Origin of the sequence: Tatumella ptyseos ATCC 33301, assembly GCF_000735525.1 — a bacterium.
Classification (GTDB): domain Bacteria; phylum Pseudomonadota; class Gammaproteobacteria; order Enterobacterales; family Enterobacteriaceae; genus Tatumella; species Tatumella ptyseos.
Map to the genome: position 1 here is coordinate 1 of NZ_JMPR01000027.1, position 17,693 is coordinate 17,693.

General features: G+C 51.8%; 19 protein-coding genes. All 19 read left to right on the forward strand.

Features of this window, described 5'->3' with window-relative positions; genetic code table 11:
- Nucleotides 1–511, forward strand: a 511-nt coding sequence (locus GTPT_RS07030) for a fimbria/pilus periplasmic chaperone (protein ID WP_029990861.1), incomplete at its 5' end; no start/stop codon positions are given.
- 95 nt (nt 512–606) lie between these two features.
- Nucleotides 607–825 carry a FimD/PapC N-terminal domain-containing protein gene (locus GTPT_RS17900; protein ID WP_241964924.1) on the forward strand — a complete coding sequence of 73 codons (219 nt, stop codon included), beginning with the start codon at nt 607–609 and terminating at the stop codon, nt 823–825.
- A gap of 122 nt (nt 826–947) precedes the next feature.
- Nucleotides 948–1,844 (forward strand): fimbria/pilus outer membrane usher protein, encoded by an 897-nt coding sequence (locus GTPT_RS17905; protein WP_051170840.1) that lies wholly within the window; start codon nt 948–950, stop codon nt 1,842–1,844.
- Between the two features lie 14 nt (nt 1,845–1,858).
- On the forward strand, nt 1,859–3,277 hold the full coding sequence (locus tag GTPT_RS17910; RefSeq protein ID WP_280513354.1) for a fimbria/pilus outer membrane usher protein: 1,419 nt from the start codon (nt 1,859–1,861) through the stop codon (nt 3,275–3,277).
- A 36-nt stretch (nt 3,278–3,313) separates the two neighbouring features.
- On the forward strand, nt 3,314–3,856 hold the full coding sequence (locus GTPT_RS07045; RefSeq protein ID WP_029990863.1) for a fimbrial protein: 543 nt from the start codon (nt 3,314–3,316) through the stop codon (nt 3,854–3,856).
- A gap of 171 nt (nt 3,857–4,027) precedes the next feature.
- Nucleotides 4,028–4,753: a hypothetical protein gene (locus GTPT_RS07050; protein ID WP_029990864.1), complete on the forward strand. Its 726-nt coding sequence runs from the start codon at nt 4,028–4,030 to the stop codon at nt 4,751–4,753.
- A gap of 733 nt (nt 4,754–5,486) precedes the next feature.
- The gene (gene tssB / locus GTPT_RS07055) at nt 5,487–5,975 is read left to right on the forward strand and encodes a type VI secretion system contractile sheath small subunit (RefSeq protein ID WP_025903675.1); all 489 of its coding nucleotides are present in this window, start codon (nt 5,487–5,489) and stop codon (nt 5,973–5,975) included.
- Complete coding sequence (gene tssC / locus GTPT_RS07060; protein ID WP_025903674.1) at nt 5,972–7,453, forward strand: type VI secretion system contractile sheath large subunit; 1,482 nt, start codon at nt 5,972–5,974, stop codon at nt 7,451–7,453. The genes tssB and tssC overlap by 4 nt, the downstream gene beginning before the upstream one ends.
- 27 nt (nt 7,454–7,480) lie before the next feature.
- The gene (locus GTPT_RS07065) at nt 7,481–7,963 is read left to right on the forward strand and encodes a hypothetical protein (RefSeq protein WP_029990865.1); all 483 of its coding nucleotides are present in this window, start codon (nt 7,481–7,483) and stop codon (nt 7,961–7,963) included.
- 53 nt (nt 7,964–8,016) lie between these two features.
- Nucleotides 8,017–8,433, forward strand: a complete 417-nt coding sequence (locus GTPT_RS07070; RefSeq protein ID WP_029990866.1) for a type VI secretion system baseplate subunit TssE — start codon at nt 8,017–8,019, stop codon at nt 8,431–8,433.
- A complete protein-coding gene (tssF, locus tag GTPT_RS07075; RefSeq protein ID WP_029990867.1) occupies nt 8,426–10,222 on the forward strand; it encodes a type VI secretion system baseplate subunit TssF in 1,797 nt (598 codons plus the stop codon). Before GTPT_RS07070 ends, tssF begins: the two co-directional genes overlap by 8 nt.
- On the forward strand, nt 10,213–11,151 hold the full coding sequence (tssG, locus tag GTPT_RS07080; protein WP_038011129.1) for a type VI secretion system baseplate subunit TssG: 939 nt from the start codon (nt 10,213–10,215) through the stop codon (nt 11,149–11,151). Before tssF ends, tssG begins: the two co-directional genes overlap by 10 nt.
- Before the next feature lie 65 nt (nt 11,152–11,216).
- Nucleotides 11,217–13,178 (forward strand): type VI secretion system Vgr family protein, encoded by a 1,962-nt coding sequence (locus tag GTPT_RS07085; RefSeq protein ID WP_029990869.1) that lies wholly within the window; start codon nt 11,217–11,219, stop codon nt 13,176–13,178.
- Between the two features lie 23 nt (nt 13,179–13,201).
- Nucleotides 13,202–13,651, forward strand: a complete 450-nt coding sequence (locus GTPT_RS07090) for a DUF6931 family protein (protein WP_025903668.1) — start codon at nt 13,202–13,204, stop codon at nt 13,649–13,651.
- Complete coding sequence (locus GTPT_RS07095; RefSeq protein ID WP_029990870.1) at nt 13,651–13,947, forward strand: PAAR domain-containing protein; 297 nt, start codon at nt 13,651–13,653, stop codon at nt 13,945–13,947. Before GTPT_RS07090 ends, GTPT_RS07095 begins: the two co-directional genes overlap by 1 nt.
- A gap of 24 nt (nt 13,948–13,971) precedes the next feature.
- Complete coding sequence (gene tssA, locus GTPT_RS07100) at nt 13,972–15,051, forward strand: type VI secretion system protein TssA (RefSeq protein ID WP_025903666.1); 1,080 nt, start codon at nt 13,972–13,974, stop codon at nt 15,049–15,051.
- A complete protein-coding gene (locus tag GTPT_RS07105; RefSeq protein ID WP_051170844.1) occupies nt 15,048–15,701 on the forward strand; it encodes a type VI secretion lipoprotein TssJ in 654 nt (217 codons plus the stop codon). The genes tssA and GTPT_RS07105 overlap by 4 nt, the downstream gene beginning before the upstream one ends.
- A 1-nt stretch (nt 15,702) precedes the next feature.
- Nucleotides 15,703–17,082, forward strand: coding sequence for a type VI secretion system baseplate subunit TssK (tssK, locus tag GTPT_RS07110; protein WP_029990872.1), 1,380 nt, complete (start codon nt 15,703–15,705; stop codon nt 17,080–17,082).
- Nucleotides 17,079–17,693 (forward strand): DotU family type IV/VI secretion system protein, encoded by a 615-nt coding sequence (locus GTPT_RS07115; RefSeq protein WP_025903663.1) that lies wholly within the window; start codon nt 17,079–17,081, stop codon nt 17,691–17,693. Before tssK ends, GTPT_RS07115 begins: the two co-directional genes overlap by 4 nt.

A 17,693-nucleotide genomic window follows, 5' to 3' on the forward strand; every position in this document is an offset into this window, starting at 1 on the left:
GATTGAGGATGCTGAGGGAAAAAAAACGACTGATTTTATTGTCACACCGCCACTTTATGTGAGCGGACCCTTGAATGAAAATATTCTTCGCGTGATGTATACCGGGGAGCCTCTGCCTCAGGATAAAGAAACGCTGTATTATTTTAATGCTAAAGCGATCCCTTCTGTTGATAAAGAAAAGATGGAAGGAAAAAATTTACTGCTGCTTTCTGCAGTGACGAGAATTAAATTATTTGTGCGTCCCGATGGGCTTAAAATACCGACGAGTGATGCGCCATCCGGGCTGGAGTTTTATCACTCCGATAACCAGCTTAAGATAAAAAACCCGACGCCTTATTATATTACTATCGCTCAGTTAAAAACAGGTGACATCCCATTAAAAGACATCATGGCCCCGCCGGGAGAAAGTATTACACAGTCGTTTCCTGTTGGCGGAAAAGACAGTGTTACGTTCAGAACCATTAATGATTATGGTGCTCTGACGCCAGAGCTGACAGTTTCGATAAAGTAATATCTTCATTTTAATTGATGGTAGTCTTAAAAATGAACGCATCCGGAAAAAATGAACACCTCAGCAAAAGTAAGTTCACCATCTCACCTGTGGGCATGGTATTACTGGGGCTGTTTTCGCCAAATGGTCATGCGGAGTTATATTTCCCGCCAGAACTGGTGTCCAGCGCTTTACATACAGTGGCTGATTTATCACTTTTTTCAACAGAGGGAAAGCAGCTTCCGGGGATGTATCAGGTAGATATCTATCTGAATGGTTATTATGTTTCTGCCAGGACAGTACGTTTTGACGATGCAGGGACTCTTCGGAGATAACGGAAGCACCTGCCGGAGGGGACTCAGGCTCTCAGTCGGGAAGTGAGAATACAGCACAGGCTGCCGATGAAAAGCCAACGGTCAGAAAGGCGTATGTCCGTGATAATACCGGACTGACAGCCGTGCTGACCCGTAAGGAGATGGAAACGCTAGGTGTTAACGTCCGCCTGTTTCCGGCGCTGATGGCTCTCACGGACGAGCAGGCCGTATCTCCGGGGTTATATATTCCCGATGCGTTCACCAGGTTTAACTTCCAGAAAATGCGCCTCGACATCAGTATTCCTCAGGCTGCGATGAAGAATACAGCGAACGGGTATATCGCCCCTGAACTCTGGGATGAGGGCATTAATGCTGTCCTGCTGGATTACTCATTTAATGGCAGTAATAACCATGGACGTTACGGTAACTCGCAGAGCCATTACCTGAACCTCAGGGGCGGCATTAATATCGGGGCCTGGCGTCTGCGTGACTCCCGTACCTGGCGCGACTACAGTAGCCCGGGCAGTCACTCCCGAAGCTGGCAGCATCTGACGACCTACGCCGAACGCACCATCACACCCTGGAAGAGTTCACTGCTTATGGGTGAAGGCACGACGGATAGCGATATTTTTGATTCGCTGGCATTCCGGGGGGGCAGACTGAGTTCGGATGACAGTATGTATCCGGATACTATGCGTGGTTTTGCACCGGTTATCCGGGGAAGTGCGGCAACCAATGCCCGGGTCAGCATCCGCCAGAACGGGTTCATTATCTACCAGACCTATGTATCGCCCGGTGCATTCTCCATCACGGATTTGTTCCCCATGTATTCAAGTGGTGACCTCGAAGTGATCGTGAAGGAGGCCAGCGGGAGTGAACACACCTTCACTGTCCCTTATTCATCCCTGCCGGTGCTGCAGCGTGAAGGGCACCTTAAATACAGCGTGACCGCAGGACGTTTTCGCGGCGGAAGCAGTCACTATGATAATCCGGCCTTTGCGGAAGGGACCTTTATCCCCGGGGACAGCCGCACGATGTAACGGTCTATGGTGGCCTGCAGTATTCGGAAAATTATTTCAGTGCCGCGCTGGGGGCCGGGATAAGTCTGGGGGTTCTGGGGGCGCTGTCTGCTGATATTACGCAGGCTAACAGCACGCTTTCTGATGGTTCGCGTTATCAGGGACAATCGCTGCGTTTTCTGTATGCCCGTTCACTGAACTCACTCGGAACCTCTTTCCGGTTGACCGGTTACCGCTATTCCACGAAGGGGTTTCATACCCTGGAAGAAACCGCGCTGAAAGGTATGAATGGCTGGCGCTATGATGATGATACGGTTGACCCTGATGGTCGCCCGTCCCGATACAACCGGGGGGGATATTATGATCTGAATAAAGTCAAACGCGCCCGTTTTGAGGCGAGTGTGTCACAACGGTTGGGAACCGGTTCTCTGTATCTGAGTGGCATTCGCCAGACTTACTGGAACAGCGATGAGGTTAGCAACTCGCTGCAGAGTGGATTCAGCAGTTCTTTGGGAGCGGTAACGTACGGCCTTTCATACAACTACAGCCGACAAAGCAGCCAGTCGGGGGCAGACAAGTCAGTGTATCTGTCTTTATCGGTACCGCTGGATTCATTGCTGTCACCGCCGTCGTCTGCCCGTCGACATAGCTCCGTGTACGCCACATTTAATAGTAGCCATGACAGTAATGGAAGTTCGTTGCAGCGCATCGGGCTGAGTGGATCTGCTCTGGAGAATAAGAACCTTAACTGGAGTGTGTCACAGGGGTATTCCCGCCATGACGGACAGAGCGGCAGTACCAGCCTGAATTATCAGGGGGGGTATGGCAGCAGTAATGTGGGTTACAGCTACAGTAATGACTATCGTCAGATCAGTTATGGTGTTTCCGGTGGTGCATTGCTGCACAGTGAGGGACTGACCTTCGGGCAACCCCTGGGAGATACAAACGTCCTGATAGTGGCACCCGGTGCGAAAGGACTTTCGGTTGAGAGCGGGACAGGTGTGCAGACAGACTGGCGTGGATATGCCATTAAGCCTTACGTGTCTGCTTATCGTGAAAACCGCATTGCACTGGACACGAAAACACTTGATGACGACACCGATATTGAGGGGGCTGTGTCGCGTGTGGTACCGACCAAAGGCGCGGTGGTTAAGGCGCGTTTTGTGACCCGCCACGGTGTGCGGGTACTGATGACACTCACCCATGATGGTCAACCTTTACCTATGGGAAGTACGGTCACCGACGGCGACATTACCGGAATCGTTGGCGACGACGGACTGGTTTACCTGTCCGGTATGCAGACTGACGGCATATTAACCGCACAGTGGGGAAGTGCACCGGACCAGCACTGTACTATCCGTTATCATCTTCCGAAAAAAGAAGAAAGAACCGACAGTTCACCGGTGATCAGAATTAATGAAACCTGTCACAGTAAATCAGAAAAATTAACGTAATAACCTCTGTTTTATGCTCACAAGGTGATTTTGAATATGAGAACTGTTTTTAACAAAAAAAAGTGTTTTACGCTGTTATCCACGACCCTGCTGATGTCTGCAATGACTGCCCATGCTGCTAAGTCAGATAGCGCCACTATCACGATATCGGGAGTCGTCCAGGATACGACCTGTCAATTCAATACGGATATTTATACTACAACGCTGGATAGTGTGGCAGACACTGCATTTAAGGCGGTGGGCGAAACGATGTCCATAAAAGAGGTGCTCGTCAGTTTCACATGTGGAAGTGACTCCACGGGGGTAAAAATCAGTGTGGCCGGAGAAGTAAACCAGGACGGTACCGACACTACAGCATTCAAAGATTTTGGTGGCTCGACGGGGATTGCGCTTCGTCTTCTGGCGAGTAATGGCTCCACAGTGCTGAAGCCGAGTGGTACCAGTTCCACGAGTAAAATTACGTTAGACAGTAATCATACCGGGACATATACCTTTAAAGCCGGTTATGTCAAAACGGCCGACGTCATCACACCGGGTTCTTTCACCTCAGTGGTAAGTCTGAGTTTTAACTATAACTGACCGGACTGTATTCCCCCGAACCGGGAGGAGGCGAAGGAGTCCGTGCGGTTGCGCGCTGAGTTCGCTGGTGGGGGATACTGCAGTGTCATGAAACTATTTTTCAGGCAAGGGTCTGAAGGGCAGGTAAACAGTCCGTGTTATCCGCCGTATAAACAACGGGGATCAGGAAAAATGTATAAATCCGCCATCGTAGTCTCCGGCATGATTTGGTCCGCCTTTGCCATGGCCGGATCAACCCTGCAATGCGATAATTCATACCTGTACATCAAGGCAGGGACATATCAGAGTGCGGTGTTTAAAGACGGTTCGTGGAAACTTGAAGAGCCTATAAAAGTCACGAATCTTCCGTGCAGTGCAGTCAGCAGCGCGAAATATGCCGCGCAGATCATGTGGATGATCAACTGGTTTCCAGCGACATGTCAGCAGCAAAACGGATGGGCCCAATTCACCCCGCCGTCCGGAAGTGGCTTCAACATGTGCTCTACAGGGCAACTGGAAATAACGCTCGATAGCGGTATACGCGTTGATGGGCAAGTGACAGCCGGGTTTCTTACAGGAGCGCAGTCAAACTGGAGTAACTTAGTGACAACCCAAACGGATTCGGCGAGGGTGGAGGTGAGCGCCCTGAATGAGGAAGTGAAATTGATGCCGGGGGGAACGAAGGGCTCGTTGTTTAGAGTGTACACACTGTCTTCGTATCTCCCGGCCACACTGACGTACTCCGCAAGCACCCCGTCCGGCCGTGGGGTGACAGGCGGGTTTACCACTCAGTCCGCTATCCCTATCGGACCGTCAGTTGCCCAGACAAATACTGTGACGTATCAATTTAGTGCTGCAAAGGACGCTGCCATTGGTAAGTCGCTGGTTACGACGACATGGACCCTGACATGCGAATGACTTTCAGAGAGGGAGGTCAGTGGTTCCGGTTATGTTTACGGCATCCCAAAGAAACTCTGTCAAAGTGAATGGCCATCGGGCTGATATTTGTCACTATACTATTTATCCTTTGTCGAAAACTCATATTAACAATGGTCACCCGCCGGGTTCATTTTTCCGCTCATGCGGAAAGAGTTGCTGATGATATTTTTGTCAGGTGTTTTATCGTCATCTGAAATGAGATGTTTTTTATTAGAATAAAAATAGATAGTCTCATATGAGACCGGGTTTTATTTGTTTTTATGGTAAGCTTGATGATGTGCATTGACTTCTTAACCTGTGATCGGGTGGGGGGAGGTGTATTTAAATGTGGGTGGGTAATGTTTTGTAAATCAACTCGATTAATATATAAAAAAACATAGGCTAAGATTCTTACTGTAGCGTGTGAATTAACCGCCTTCTTCTGTCTGTATTTGGATGGGTAAATGGGGGTAGTTTATTTATAGGGGCTGTAAGTTTGTTGAGCATCATTGAGTTAATATGTGCTCATGGTCATTATCCTGGTAAGCATGGGTTTCCCATAATTAATTTTGTTTGTGATTATCTTAGGAAGTATAAGCTTAAGAAACCACGGATTCCTGAACGTCTGTCGGCATTTATGTATTAAAGAAGTTATAAGATTTCACATGGCCTTCTGAATTAAGAAGTTCCTGAGACGATGATTTGAAAATAATATTTTTACATGGAGGTTTTCATGGGAAATACACAGCATAAATTAGATAAAGCAAGGCCGCCGCGTGTGCAAATTACCTATGACGTTGATATTGGCAATGCACAGACGGTTAAAGAACTGCCATTAGTGATCGGTGTGATGGGCGATTTTACCCGGAGTTGCGATAACTTACGTGACCGAAAATTTCTCAGTATCGATAAAGATAACTTTGGCAGTGTGATGTCTTCAATGAAGCCTGATGCTGAGTTTTTAGTGAAGAATGTCTTACCCGAACATGAGGGGGAGCTGGCTGTTTCACTGACCTTCAACAGTATGGAAGATTTCTCACCGGACAATATTGCCCGTCAGGTTGAACCTTTGCGCAAACTGATTGAACTCCGTGAACAACTGTGTGATCTGCGCAATCGCACTGCCAGCAACGAACGGCTGAAAGAACAGCTTTCAGAGCTCTTTCAACAGCAAAACATGGCGTCCCCGGATGTTAATAAAGCGCAGGGAGATTCGGAATGATTTCTGAAAAACAACTCAGTGCCCCTGAACCATTGACACTGAGCGAAGGTCAGCTGGATAAAATCATTGATACCACTCAGGCCATACGTCGTGAATCAGACCGTGGCCGCATGAAGTCTCAGTTAAATAACTTCCTGGCAGAGGTGGTTTCCGGTGCAGTGGTGATATCCAGCGATCTTATCGGCAGTATCGAAGCCCGCATCAGTGAGATTGATGAGCTACTTTCCCGTCAGATCAGCCTCATCATGCATGCCCCCGAATTTCAGAAAAAGGAATCCTCATGGCGGGGTTTACACAAGCTGGTGAAATCGAGTGTGACGGAAAATACCCGGATCCGTCTGCTGCACTGTACCAAACAGGAGTTGATCAAAGATTTTAAATCAGCTTCTGATTTCGATCAGTCAATGTTGTTTAAGTGCGTGTATGAAAGCGAATACGGGACCTTTGGCGGAGTGCCTTTCTCCGCATTTGTCGGAGATTTTCAGTTCGATAATACTCCGCAGGACATCGATCTCCTGGAGCAAATCTCTCACGTGGCCGCTGCCGCACACGCTCCGTTCCTGAGTGCCATCGCGCCCGGAATGTTATCGATGAACGATTTTTCCGAAATGCCCCGGCCGCGGGACCTGGTGAAAATGTTTGATACCACGGATTACGCTCGCTGGCGTTCGTTCCGCCAGACGGATGACAGCCGTTACATCGGTATGACACTACCCGCGGTGCTCGGACGTATGCCATATGGTGCGAAAACCGTGCCGGTTGAGACCTTTGGCTTTGAAGAATACATTCAGGAAAATGATGTCGGTACCGATTATCTGTGGGTCAACTCAGCCTATGAATTGGCCGGGCGTATCGTCGATTCTTTCGAAGAGTATGGCTGGTGTGCTTCTATTCGGGGCGTGGAAGGCGGCGGGCTGGTCAACGCGTTACCTGCTTATAATTACGTTTCTGAAAGCGGTGAACGCGTCATGCAGTGCCCGACACAAATCGCTATTTCCGACCGCCGCGAGAAAGAGCTGTCAGACCTTGGCTTTATACCGCTGGTGCACTGCAAGGGGACCGATTATGCTGCATTTTTCGCAGTACAATCAGTCAACAAACCCCGTCTGTATAATTCCGAACAAGCCAATGCCAATGCCCGTTTGTCCAGCCAGCTGCAATATATTCTGGCAACCTCCCGCTTTGCTCATTACCTGAAATCTATCGTTCGCGACAAAGTTGGCAGCTTTATGTCACGTAGTGAATGTGAAGAATATCTGCAGAAATGGATCATGCAATATGTGGTGGCTTCGGATAACGCCGGGCCGGAAACCAAAGCACGTTACCCTCTGCGTGAAGCCAGTATTGAAGTCGTTGAAGTGCCTGGTTTCCCGGGGACTTACCGCGCAATTGCTTACCTGAAACCGCACTTCCAGTTGGAAGGGTTAAGTATGTCACTGCGTTTAGTCGCTGATTTACCCGCGGCGGCCAGTGCTTAATCGTCATTTACTTAAAGGAAATAAAAAATGGCAAAGTTGAAAGACTGTCAGTTCATTAAAATAACGATTGATGGCAAGGATATTGCCGGTTCGTCTGAAGAACAAACGTATAAAGGCTGGATGGAAGGGTATTCCCCGGCCGGATTAACGACGTATTCCGGTCCTGACGGGACGTATTTTGAATCCTGCAATGCATCTATTCAGGTGACAAAAGAAACCAGTAGCTTATACGAACAGTATCTGAAACGTGGTTATAAAAAAATTGCCATTACTATTGTTCATCGTGGCTCAGACCAGTTCGATAAGGATTATGAAATCCAGCGGACTGTCTATAACGATTGCAAGTTCAGTAGTCTGAGTTTCGACATGCGTGAAAAATTATTTATGAATCTGAGCTTCACCTATGAAGGCATGGTTGAAGTGACTTTCAATGTTCCTGATGTGAAAGAAACGGGGCTGGATAAAATCGGGCCGATCAAATACGACATTCCGGAAAAAAGTCTTAAATAATATTTATCAACAGCAGTGTGCAAGCACTGCTTTATATCACATGAGAATGAACCATGCCTTCTTTATTGCTTCGCCTGAGTGATGACAATCCTCAGATTGAAGAAGAAACTTACCGGACGGAAGAAAAAAGCCCCTGGCTGCTGAATGAGCTCAGGATGCTTTTGTCTTCACGTTCGCGTTTAGCTCATGTTGAAACCTTGCCGTTGGTGAATGCATCGGTATTAAATTACGGTATCAATTCTTCGGTTTCTCAAATTAATGACACCGAACGACGAAAAAAAATCATCGAACAACAGATTGCAATGACCTTGCAGCGCTTTGAGCCACGTTTATCCGACGTGGCAATTATGACTAAAACGAATAATTCATCTCACGTCATTTTTGAAATACATGCTTTGCATAATGCATTGCCAGTGAAATTTGAACTGGTGTGGGATGACTGCACGGGTAAGTTTTATTTCGATGAATAGGCTGCTGTCGTATTATCAGAAAGAACTGGTCTTTTTGAAACAGCATGGCAAAGCGTTTGCCAGCCGTTTCCCCAAGATTGCCCGTCGTTTGGGCATGCTCGAAGGTGAATCAGAAGACCCGCACGTTGAACGCATCATTGAATCTTTTGCGTTACTCACCTCCCGCATTCATCAGCGCCTGGACGACGATATGCCGGAGTTCACGGAGGCGTTGCTCACCACTATCGCACCGCAGTTTTTGCGGGTGATGCCGTCAACGTGCATCGTTGCCATTGAACCGCACAGGCTGAATAGCGGCTTAACCGATAAGAATACTATTGCCGCCGGTTCCTCGTTGTTCACACGGAATATCAACGATGTGGTGTGCCAGTTTCAGACGGTATACCCCGTCGTCCTGTTACCGCTATCGGTATCTGAGGCGTGTTTGCGTTTTGACGAGGAAGATCTTAAATGGCATCTGAACCTCAGTTTTCAGGTCTGGTCTGGTGCGGCAGTGGCGGGGGGAGCTGTGCGGCTGTTTTTGCATGGCCCGGGCAACGCCGTCAACATTATCTACACTCTGCTGTGCTCTGAGATCCATAAGCTGAGCGTTTATCAGGGTGACGCGTCCTGCCCGTTGAAAAGTACAGCGATAAGCCCGGTTGGCTTTACGCAGGAGGAGGGGCTCCTGGAACAGGATCCGCGCGTGGCACCGATTCATGCGCAGTTACAGGATTATTTTTTCTTCCCGCAGAAGTTCTATTTTCTGGATATCCGCCTGCCGGAGAGTTTTCACGCGGCCGCGAATTCTGTCTTCAGCTTGCGGGTGGTGTTTAACCGTACCCACCTGGGGCATCATCTGGAGAAGCTGGCGAAGATCATCGACGCCTCCTTTTTTCGGCTGAACTGCACGCCGGCCATCAACCTGTTCGTTCAGCGGGCAGAACCCATTGTATTGACGGAAAACACTGCGGAATATCAGGTGGTTCCTGACATCCGCCGCCAACAGCAGATTGACGTCTGGGCCATCAACCATGTTTTTATTCAGGACAGAGAAGATAAAGACCGGGCGATGGTACCCGTTCAGCCATTGTTTGGTATTGATCACTCGCGTATTGAGGGGGATGCGGGTATTTACTGGCAGAGTTTTCAGCGCGAAACCGTGGGCGAGGGAGGCGCTGAGCGTAACCTGTTTATCGCCTTTGCCAACCGCAACAGCCAGCCGGATACACCGAAAGGCGACCTGGTCACCCTCAATCTGACCTGTACCAATCACGCCATCCCCTGCGGAATGAAAAATGGTCATCCTGATGGCGATTTTGATTCCGACTTACCCCTGGCGGGCCTGAAAATTACCGCACTCAACCGCCCGACGCGGCCCATGCCACCGCCGGATAAAAGTGCCGTTCGCTGGCGTCTGATTTCCCAGCTCTCCCTTAATCACATGCTGCTCAGCGGCAGTCAGGGCGTACAGGTACTGCGTGAAACACTCATGCTATATAATTTTCACGATGCTCCTGCCATTACGCGCATGATCAACATGATCCTGCATCTCGACGTACAGCCAGTGACAACCCGGCTGGTGTCCAACGATCCTCAGACGCTGGCGCGCGGTATCGCGCTGACGATCACCTTTACCCATGAAGCACTCAACGAACCGGAATACTTTCTGCTGTGTTGTTTTCTGGATCACTTCCTCGGGCTGTATGCGCCGGTCAACAGTTTCACCCGTGTCACCACGGTGATTGAAAATGAAGAGCATACGCGACGTATCTGGCCGGTTCGGGCAGGAAAACTGTCATGGATTTAACGCGTATTACCAGCCGGTTCAGTTTCTGCCAGCAGGTGCGAACGCTGCTGCGTAAGCTACGCGGTAGCAACGAAGCGACGGCAGATACGCTGGACACTCAGCTTTGGATGGTTTCCCCCCTTTCCCTTGAGGCACCCGTCGGGCAGATTGCCAGCATAGAGCAGGCGACGCCGGACGATCCGCTATGCATCACCGTTTGGCAGAATGGGTTGACGGGGGCGCAGGGGGCCTTACCGACGGCTTACACCGAATGGATGATTGGCCGCCAGTATCGTTATGGTGACCACAGCGCCAAGGCATTTCTGGATATTTTCGGCCATCGCCTGTACTGCCTCGATTTCCTGGCGTGGCAGAAAAATCATCTGTATGCCCTCGCCGAAGCACAAACCAGGTCGCCTTTACAGCAGGCAACGCTGGCACTGACAGGCTTACTTACGTCGCAGTCTATCTCCGGCGGGGAGAATTACGCCCATTTGTTCTCGTCACCGGTCCGTTCGATGGTCAATCTGGAAGTCTGGCTCAGCCACTACTACGCCGTGCCCGTAGAGATCACCCCCTTCACCGGTGGCTGGAAAACGGTAGATGAGACGGAACATTGCCAGCTGGGAAATCCGTGCCAAACCCTGGAAACCGCACCGATGATTGGCCGCGTGCGCAGGGAGATCCTGTCGAACTTTGATGTCACCTTCGGGCCGATGCCGCAGGCACGTTCGCTGCACTTCATTCCGCAGGGGGCGTTTTATCAGGAAATCTGGAGTCGCATTCGGGAATACGTCGGGCCCGGGCTGGATTTTTCGGTTCACCTGCGCATCAGCAGTGGTAACAGCCCGCCCGTACCGCTGGGTGCAGGTCAATTGGGGCTGGATATTTGTATTGGCCAGCGTGACCCCACCGCCCTGCGCCACGTTAGTTTGCCGCAGCCCGATTAAGTCAGCGATACCGCCGTTTGTCGCGCCCCTTTCGTCATCACGAGTCTCTGAAAAGGAAGATGAGAATGTTATTAACCGCACAGCTAAAAGATATGCAGAAAAATCACTTTCTGCACTGGAACGGCGCCGTTGCCTCGGATTTCTTACTGTTGTCCGTCAGTGGTCAGGAGACGATTTCCACACCTTTTTGCTATGAACTGCGCTCTGTGACAGCACTTGATGAGGAAGGCATTGCGGCATTGCATGGCAAAACGGTGTCTTGCCAGATTGGCGACGGCTTGCACAACCGGCCCCGGCGCTATCTGCACGGGGTCGTGACCCACATTCAGCGCGGCCGGGATGCTAACGATCAGGCGGTGTGCACTTTCAGGCTTGAGCCTGCTTTTGCGCTGTTAAAGTCCGGACGAGCGACGCGCGTCTGGCAAAATATCGCTGTGCCGGATCTTGTCAGAAAATTGCTCAGCGAACACAAGATCAGTCAGGTCAGTCTGCAACTGAGAAATACCTATCAGAAGCGGGAGTACTGTATTCAGTACCGTGAATCCGATTTCGATTTTATCAGCCGTCTGCTGGAAGAAGAGGGCATCGGCTACTTCTTTAAACATCAGGAGGATCAGCACCAGATGGTGCTTGTGGATCACCCCGGCGGTCATCCGTCCGCCAACATGGGCACATTGCCGTGGCGCTCGCCGGGGCAACCCCTCACTTCCGGCAACATCAATAGCTGGTTCGTCAGTTCGCGACTGATCCCGGGCGAAGTCGGTCTGTACGGTTACAACATGCAGAAAGCGGCGGCAGTCACCGATAATCAGGATACTGCATCAACAAAGCAGCGCATTGACCACCTGAAGTTTACTGATATTACCCCGGCCACCGAACGCACCGCGCTGACCGGCACAGTCTCACAGGCCATAGCGGCATTTGAGGCGAATACCCAACTGTACGATGCGACGGTTAACGCTTACTGGCTCAGTTGCGGCGAAGTGTTCAGTCTGACCGGCCACCCCACGGACAATGACAGTTATCGCATTCAGTCCCTGAGCCTTGAGGCGACGAACAGTTTTGAAGAGAGTGCCGGCAGTTATCACTGTGCAATCCAGTCACTACGCCATAGCGTGAACTGGCGGCCGGTGTGCACCCGCGTCCCGCCGGAAATTCCCGGAGTCCTTATCGCCAAAGTGGTTGGCCCTTCTTCTGAGGAAATTCACACGGATCAATACGGCCGTATCAAAATCCAGTTTCCGTGGGACACAGAAAACAATAATGACGACACCAGTTCATGCTGGGTGCGCATCTCTCAGCCCTGGACCGGAAGCAAATTCGGTTTTCAGTTTATTCCGCGCATCGGTAGTGAAGTGCTGGTCAGCTTCATTCAGGGGCACCCTGATTTTCCGTTAGTCACCGGTTCGGTCTACAACGGCCAGAATAAGCTGCCTTTCACATTGCCGGAGGAGAAAACTGAATCCGGCTTTGCCACGCGCAGCACCAGCAAAGGCGCTATGGAAGACGGCCATCGGCTGAGTTTTAACGATAAAAAAGGCGAAGAGAAGCTGACCCTCACCGCACAAAAAGACCTGCTGCTGACCGTAAAAAACGATGTCACCAGCGAGGTAAAACACGAGGTGAAAAGCAAAATCGGCGCGAACCGGGACACGGAAATCACCAAGGGCAATGACACGCTGGTGCTCAAACAAGGCTCTCTGCATATCACCCTGAATAAAGGTGATATGGAGCAAAAAGTCACCGGTAACGTCACCACCAGCCTGAGCAACGGCAATTACTCCCTCACGGCATCCGGTGGCAGTGGAAACATCAAAACCGACAAAACCTGCGTCATCGAATCGACACAGTCGATCGAACTGAAAGTCGGGTCTAACAAAATCGTGATTTCGCCCAGCGGCATCAACATCACCGGCACCCTAATCAAAATCGAAGGCTCCGGTACCGCCGAACTCAAGGGCGCGATGACCACGGTGCAGGGAAGCGGTATGACGCAAATCAAAGGCGGAATAATCAACATTGGCTAACAACGACGGAGTAAGGAGAGAGCATGTCTGATGACGGTTATGTCCCGTTAGCGCAGCAGTTCGCCGACGATGAGTGGGAAGAGGTACTGACGCGCTGGGTGAAGCAGGCCGAACCGCGTGCACTGAGCCTCTGGCTGCTCGGTCGTTTACGCCGCTGCGAGCCACCGGCCAGCGCACCGCTGCTGGACGACATGCAGCGCTGGGTTGCCGTGCCCGATGAAAAACTGCGCTGGCAGATTTTTCACCAGGCCGAAACCCTGGGCTTCGATACCCCGGCAGGTGCACTGGCGCTGTCACTGTTCTGGTCGCAGGGCAGCATGAGCCCGGAGGGGCTGGAAGCTGTGTATCCCGAACCGCACCTCAGCACCGGAATGCTGCGCTGCGCGTTGCTGATGCTGGCGACGCGCAACGCTGACAATCCGGCAGACGGCACCCGCCACCTGCTGATGCAATGGGCACAGGAGAAAGCGTAATGGCACAACCCGCAGCTCGCGTTTCCGATATGCATGTTTGCCCGATGGTCACCCCCGGCCTGCCGCCCATTCCTCACACCGGCGGCCCGATCACCACCGGCGTCCCGATGGTGTTGATCGGCGGTATGCCAGCGGTCACTGTCGGTTCAATGGCCATCTGTGTGGGGCCACCGGACAGTGTTGTTATGGGGAGCGTAAAAGTATTCATTGGCAAAAAACCTGCCGCCCGCATGGGTGACAGTTGCGCCCACGGCGGCACCATCGTGATGGGATGCCCGAAAGTTCTTATTGGATAGTTCTGTTTTCATTGGATGAAAGACATGGCAACAATGCAACCCGAAATAGCCGCGCTTTTGATACCGATTAGCCCGGAGGATCCGGCAGGGATCAATCTTGAATACGAGCAAATTTATAATGATATCCGTCAGGCGCGTGAGAGCGACCCGGACTATCTGCCGCAGGATGAATGGACTATTGCAGAGCCGCTGCGTGCGGACTGGCACAAGGTAAGGTCGCTGTCTGTTGCCGCCCTGTCAGAGCAAAGCAAGGATCTGCAGATCGGTTGCTGGCTGGTGGAGGCAATGACTCACTTACAGGGCATTGAGGGCACGGAAACCGGCTTTCATTTTCTGAGTGAATTCATCACGCATTTCTGGTTTCACTGCTGGCCTCTGGCGGATGAAGACGGCGCGACGTTCCGCTACAGCAAACTCAGCCGGCTCGATCGGGATATCAGTCAGGCGCTATATACCCTCCCGCTGCTTCGTCAGCCGGAGTCGTCGTTGGCACATTGGCATAAAGTGCTGGCCTTCGAACATAAAGTTTGCACATGGCCGGAGTCGCGGGACGACATGATTGCAAAAGAAGGCGATCTGACGGTAGCGACATTTGATTCGCTCGCCGCGGCGTTTTCCTCCATCGAAATCAGCCAGCAGGCCGGTGTCCTTGAACGTCTGCAAATTCAGCTCGACCGGCTGGAGACCTGCTATTTCTCGCTGAGTCAGGAGGAGCCACACGCCCTGTTTGCACAGACCCGGCAGTACCTGACCGACAGTACCTGTTTTCTGCAACGTCTGGCCCAGCGGGCGATCCCGACAGGCGGTGACACGCTGAATATGAATTTCACCGAAATCACCGGGGAAACCGCCGCCGTTGAGGCGGGGGAAACTTACCGGTTTCCGCAGAGGGAGCAGCCACTCTCACGGGATCTGGCCATCAGCCAGATGCTGTCCATCGCGCATTTTTTCCGCCAAACCGAGCCCTCAAGCCCGGTGCCGTTTCTGATGGAACGCGCCGCCCGCTGGGCCAACATGACATTGACCGAGTGGCTCGAGGAAATGGTGAGTGACAGCGGCAGTCTTCGTGAAATCAATCAGGTACTAAAAGGACAGCAGGTATGAACGTCGTCCGTCAGTCAGTCGTTTTATTCGTTACCGGCGTCCTGCTTTCCGGTTGCCCGGGCTACCAGGGCAGCCAGACAGTCTCTGTTAAACAGCAGGCAGTCGATCAAATGATCGCGCCGTTTGCGCAGGGGGCAATTACCCTCAACATCACGGCAGAGCCCGGCCTGAACAGCTGGAATGAGATAGCCAACAGTTGCACCGTGCTGGTGATCCAGGCGAAAAAGGCCAGTTCGCTCAATAAGATCCTCTCCAATCCGGCACAGCTGAAAAGTCTGTTTAGCGGAGCGGGAGCCGAAGACGACATCCTGAAGGTGGATCGGTATCCCGCGATGCCCGGCCAGCGTACCACTCTGCATATCGACCGCATCGAGAACACCCGGGAGGTAGCGATTGTCGCAGGGTACTACCCGTTCCCGAAAAAGCAGCATATGGCGATAGTGAGCGTTCCGGTCACTCTGAATAGCACGGGCTGGTGGAACAAAATATGGACCGCAAGCCTCTCGCCACTGACGCTGAACGTGACCCTCGGTAGCCAAAGCATCACACAACTGACGACGAATTCATCCCCGCAAGACGTGGTGCAGCCAGCGAATGCCCGGCGCGCGCAGACCCCGTCTGAAACCGCCCCCGTGAAGGGAGATAAATAGCATGTATCCTGAACAACAACAGATTTACTGGTACTCCGGTTTGTATCTGCAACCTCAGCATTTTCAGTCGGTGGACCTCCATCACAGTTACATGCTGGCACAGCAGCGGCAGATTGCGCAGCCATGGAACGTCGGCGTAATACAGTGCGATATTAACCAGGAAACGCTGGTCGATTTTTCACTGAAAATCGACCAGCTACAGATGATCCTGCCCTCTGGCTATTATCTGGAATACCCGGGGAATTGCCTGCTTGAGCCGTACCAGTTCCGGGAGGCATGGAAACAACGTGAAAAGCCGCTCACCTTGTGGGTGGCGCTGCGCCGGTTTGACCCGGGCCATCAGAATGTGGGTACCGGCACCTGTAGCCGCTGGATCAACCCTGCCGATAACGGAGTGATGAAAGACGTTTATCACAACGGCCCGGAAAGTGTCGTGCCGCGCATCGTCTATAACGTTCGTATACTGAGCGACGAAGAAAAAGAAACCGCAGTCGATTGTGAGTGTCTGCCGTTACTTCAGCTACTTTATGACAACGAACGCGTTATATTTGATCCGCGTTTCAGTCCGCCAACGGTCGCGCTTGCGGGCTCCCCGGCACTCAAAAATCTGCTTGAAGGACTGCGCGCCGAACTCAGCAGTCGCGCCCGAAAACTCGAAGAATATAAACGTCGCGACCAGCTCAGCAATGGCATTAAAAGCGCCAGTGACATCACGCAGCTTCTGGCGATGCGCTCTCTTAACCGCGCACTGCCCCTGCTTGAGCATTACTGCCGTGCGCCGACCCTTCATCCGTGGCACATCTATGGCCTGCTGATACAAGTGGTCGGGGAGATTTCGTCCTTTAACGACATGTGCTCGTACACCGGCGAATGGCTCGACGGTGGTGCGTCACCGTTGCTTTACGATCACTATCGCCTGATCGATTCCTTTACTCGTGTCAAAAATACGCTGATCACTTTGCTCAACGGATTGGCACTGGAAGATAACACTTACGTCACGCTTCAATCCGACGAGCAAAGGATCTATCGCTGCGAGATGTTGGCTATCGAAAGGCAGCCAGCCAGCCGGGTGTTGTTGCTGTTACGTTCAGAAAAGCTGGCATCGCGGCAGGTCAGCTTTTCCGCCGGTTGTGAATTTAAAATCGCCTCTCAGGACACCATCAATGTGCTGATCCAGCACGCACTCCCGGGCATCACCGCAACCCGGATGAACCCTTCACCACGCGGCGTACCTGATCGCAAAGATTTCTTCTACTTTATGCTTAACCAGCATGAGGAGGCGTGGAAACAGGCCGAAACAGAAAAGAATATCGCCTTTTACTGGGCTGATGCTCCCGATGACTTACAGGTACAACTGGTCTTTATGGACCCTTCACAATGAAACTACTCGACTGCTATCTGCCGGTATTCAAACTGGCGGCCCGATTCGCCCATGAGCCTGAGATTTTTGCCGATTACGACACCTTTCGCGCCCTCTGCATCACCCGGCTCGAAGAGTCGATGCAGGAGGCCTGCCGTCATGATATTTCCGAATCCGAACGGGAGCATGCGTTCTTCGCCGTGGTCGTTTGGCTCGATGAAACCCTGTTGTGCTCGGCGCAACCGTTGGTGCAACACTGGCGTTCCGACTTGCTGCAACGCAAGTATTTCCGGACGTCCATCGGCGGCGAGCTTTTTTTCTCCCGACTGAGTGACCTGAAAGAAGAAGAGCAGGCGGCGCGGCAGGTGTTTTTGTTTTGTCTGCACAACGGATTCTGTGGGAAATACGGCGGGGAGCAGGATCGTCAGACGCTCAACGCCCTCATCGAACAACAGCTCCGGCTGTGCCTGCCGCCCGCGTGGCAGACGTGGCCGAACGATGCGCCACTTACCCCGGTCAATGTCGGTGAACGCTTAATGACCTCCTCCGGATACAACGTGGTATTTGCGATCCCCGGGCTGGTGCTGTTTTACGCCGCTCTGGTACTTCTTCTGACCCTTTATTTTTCATAA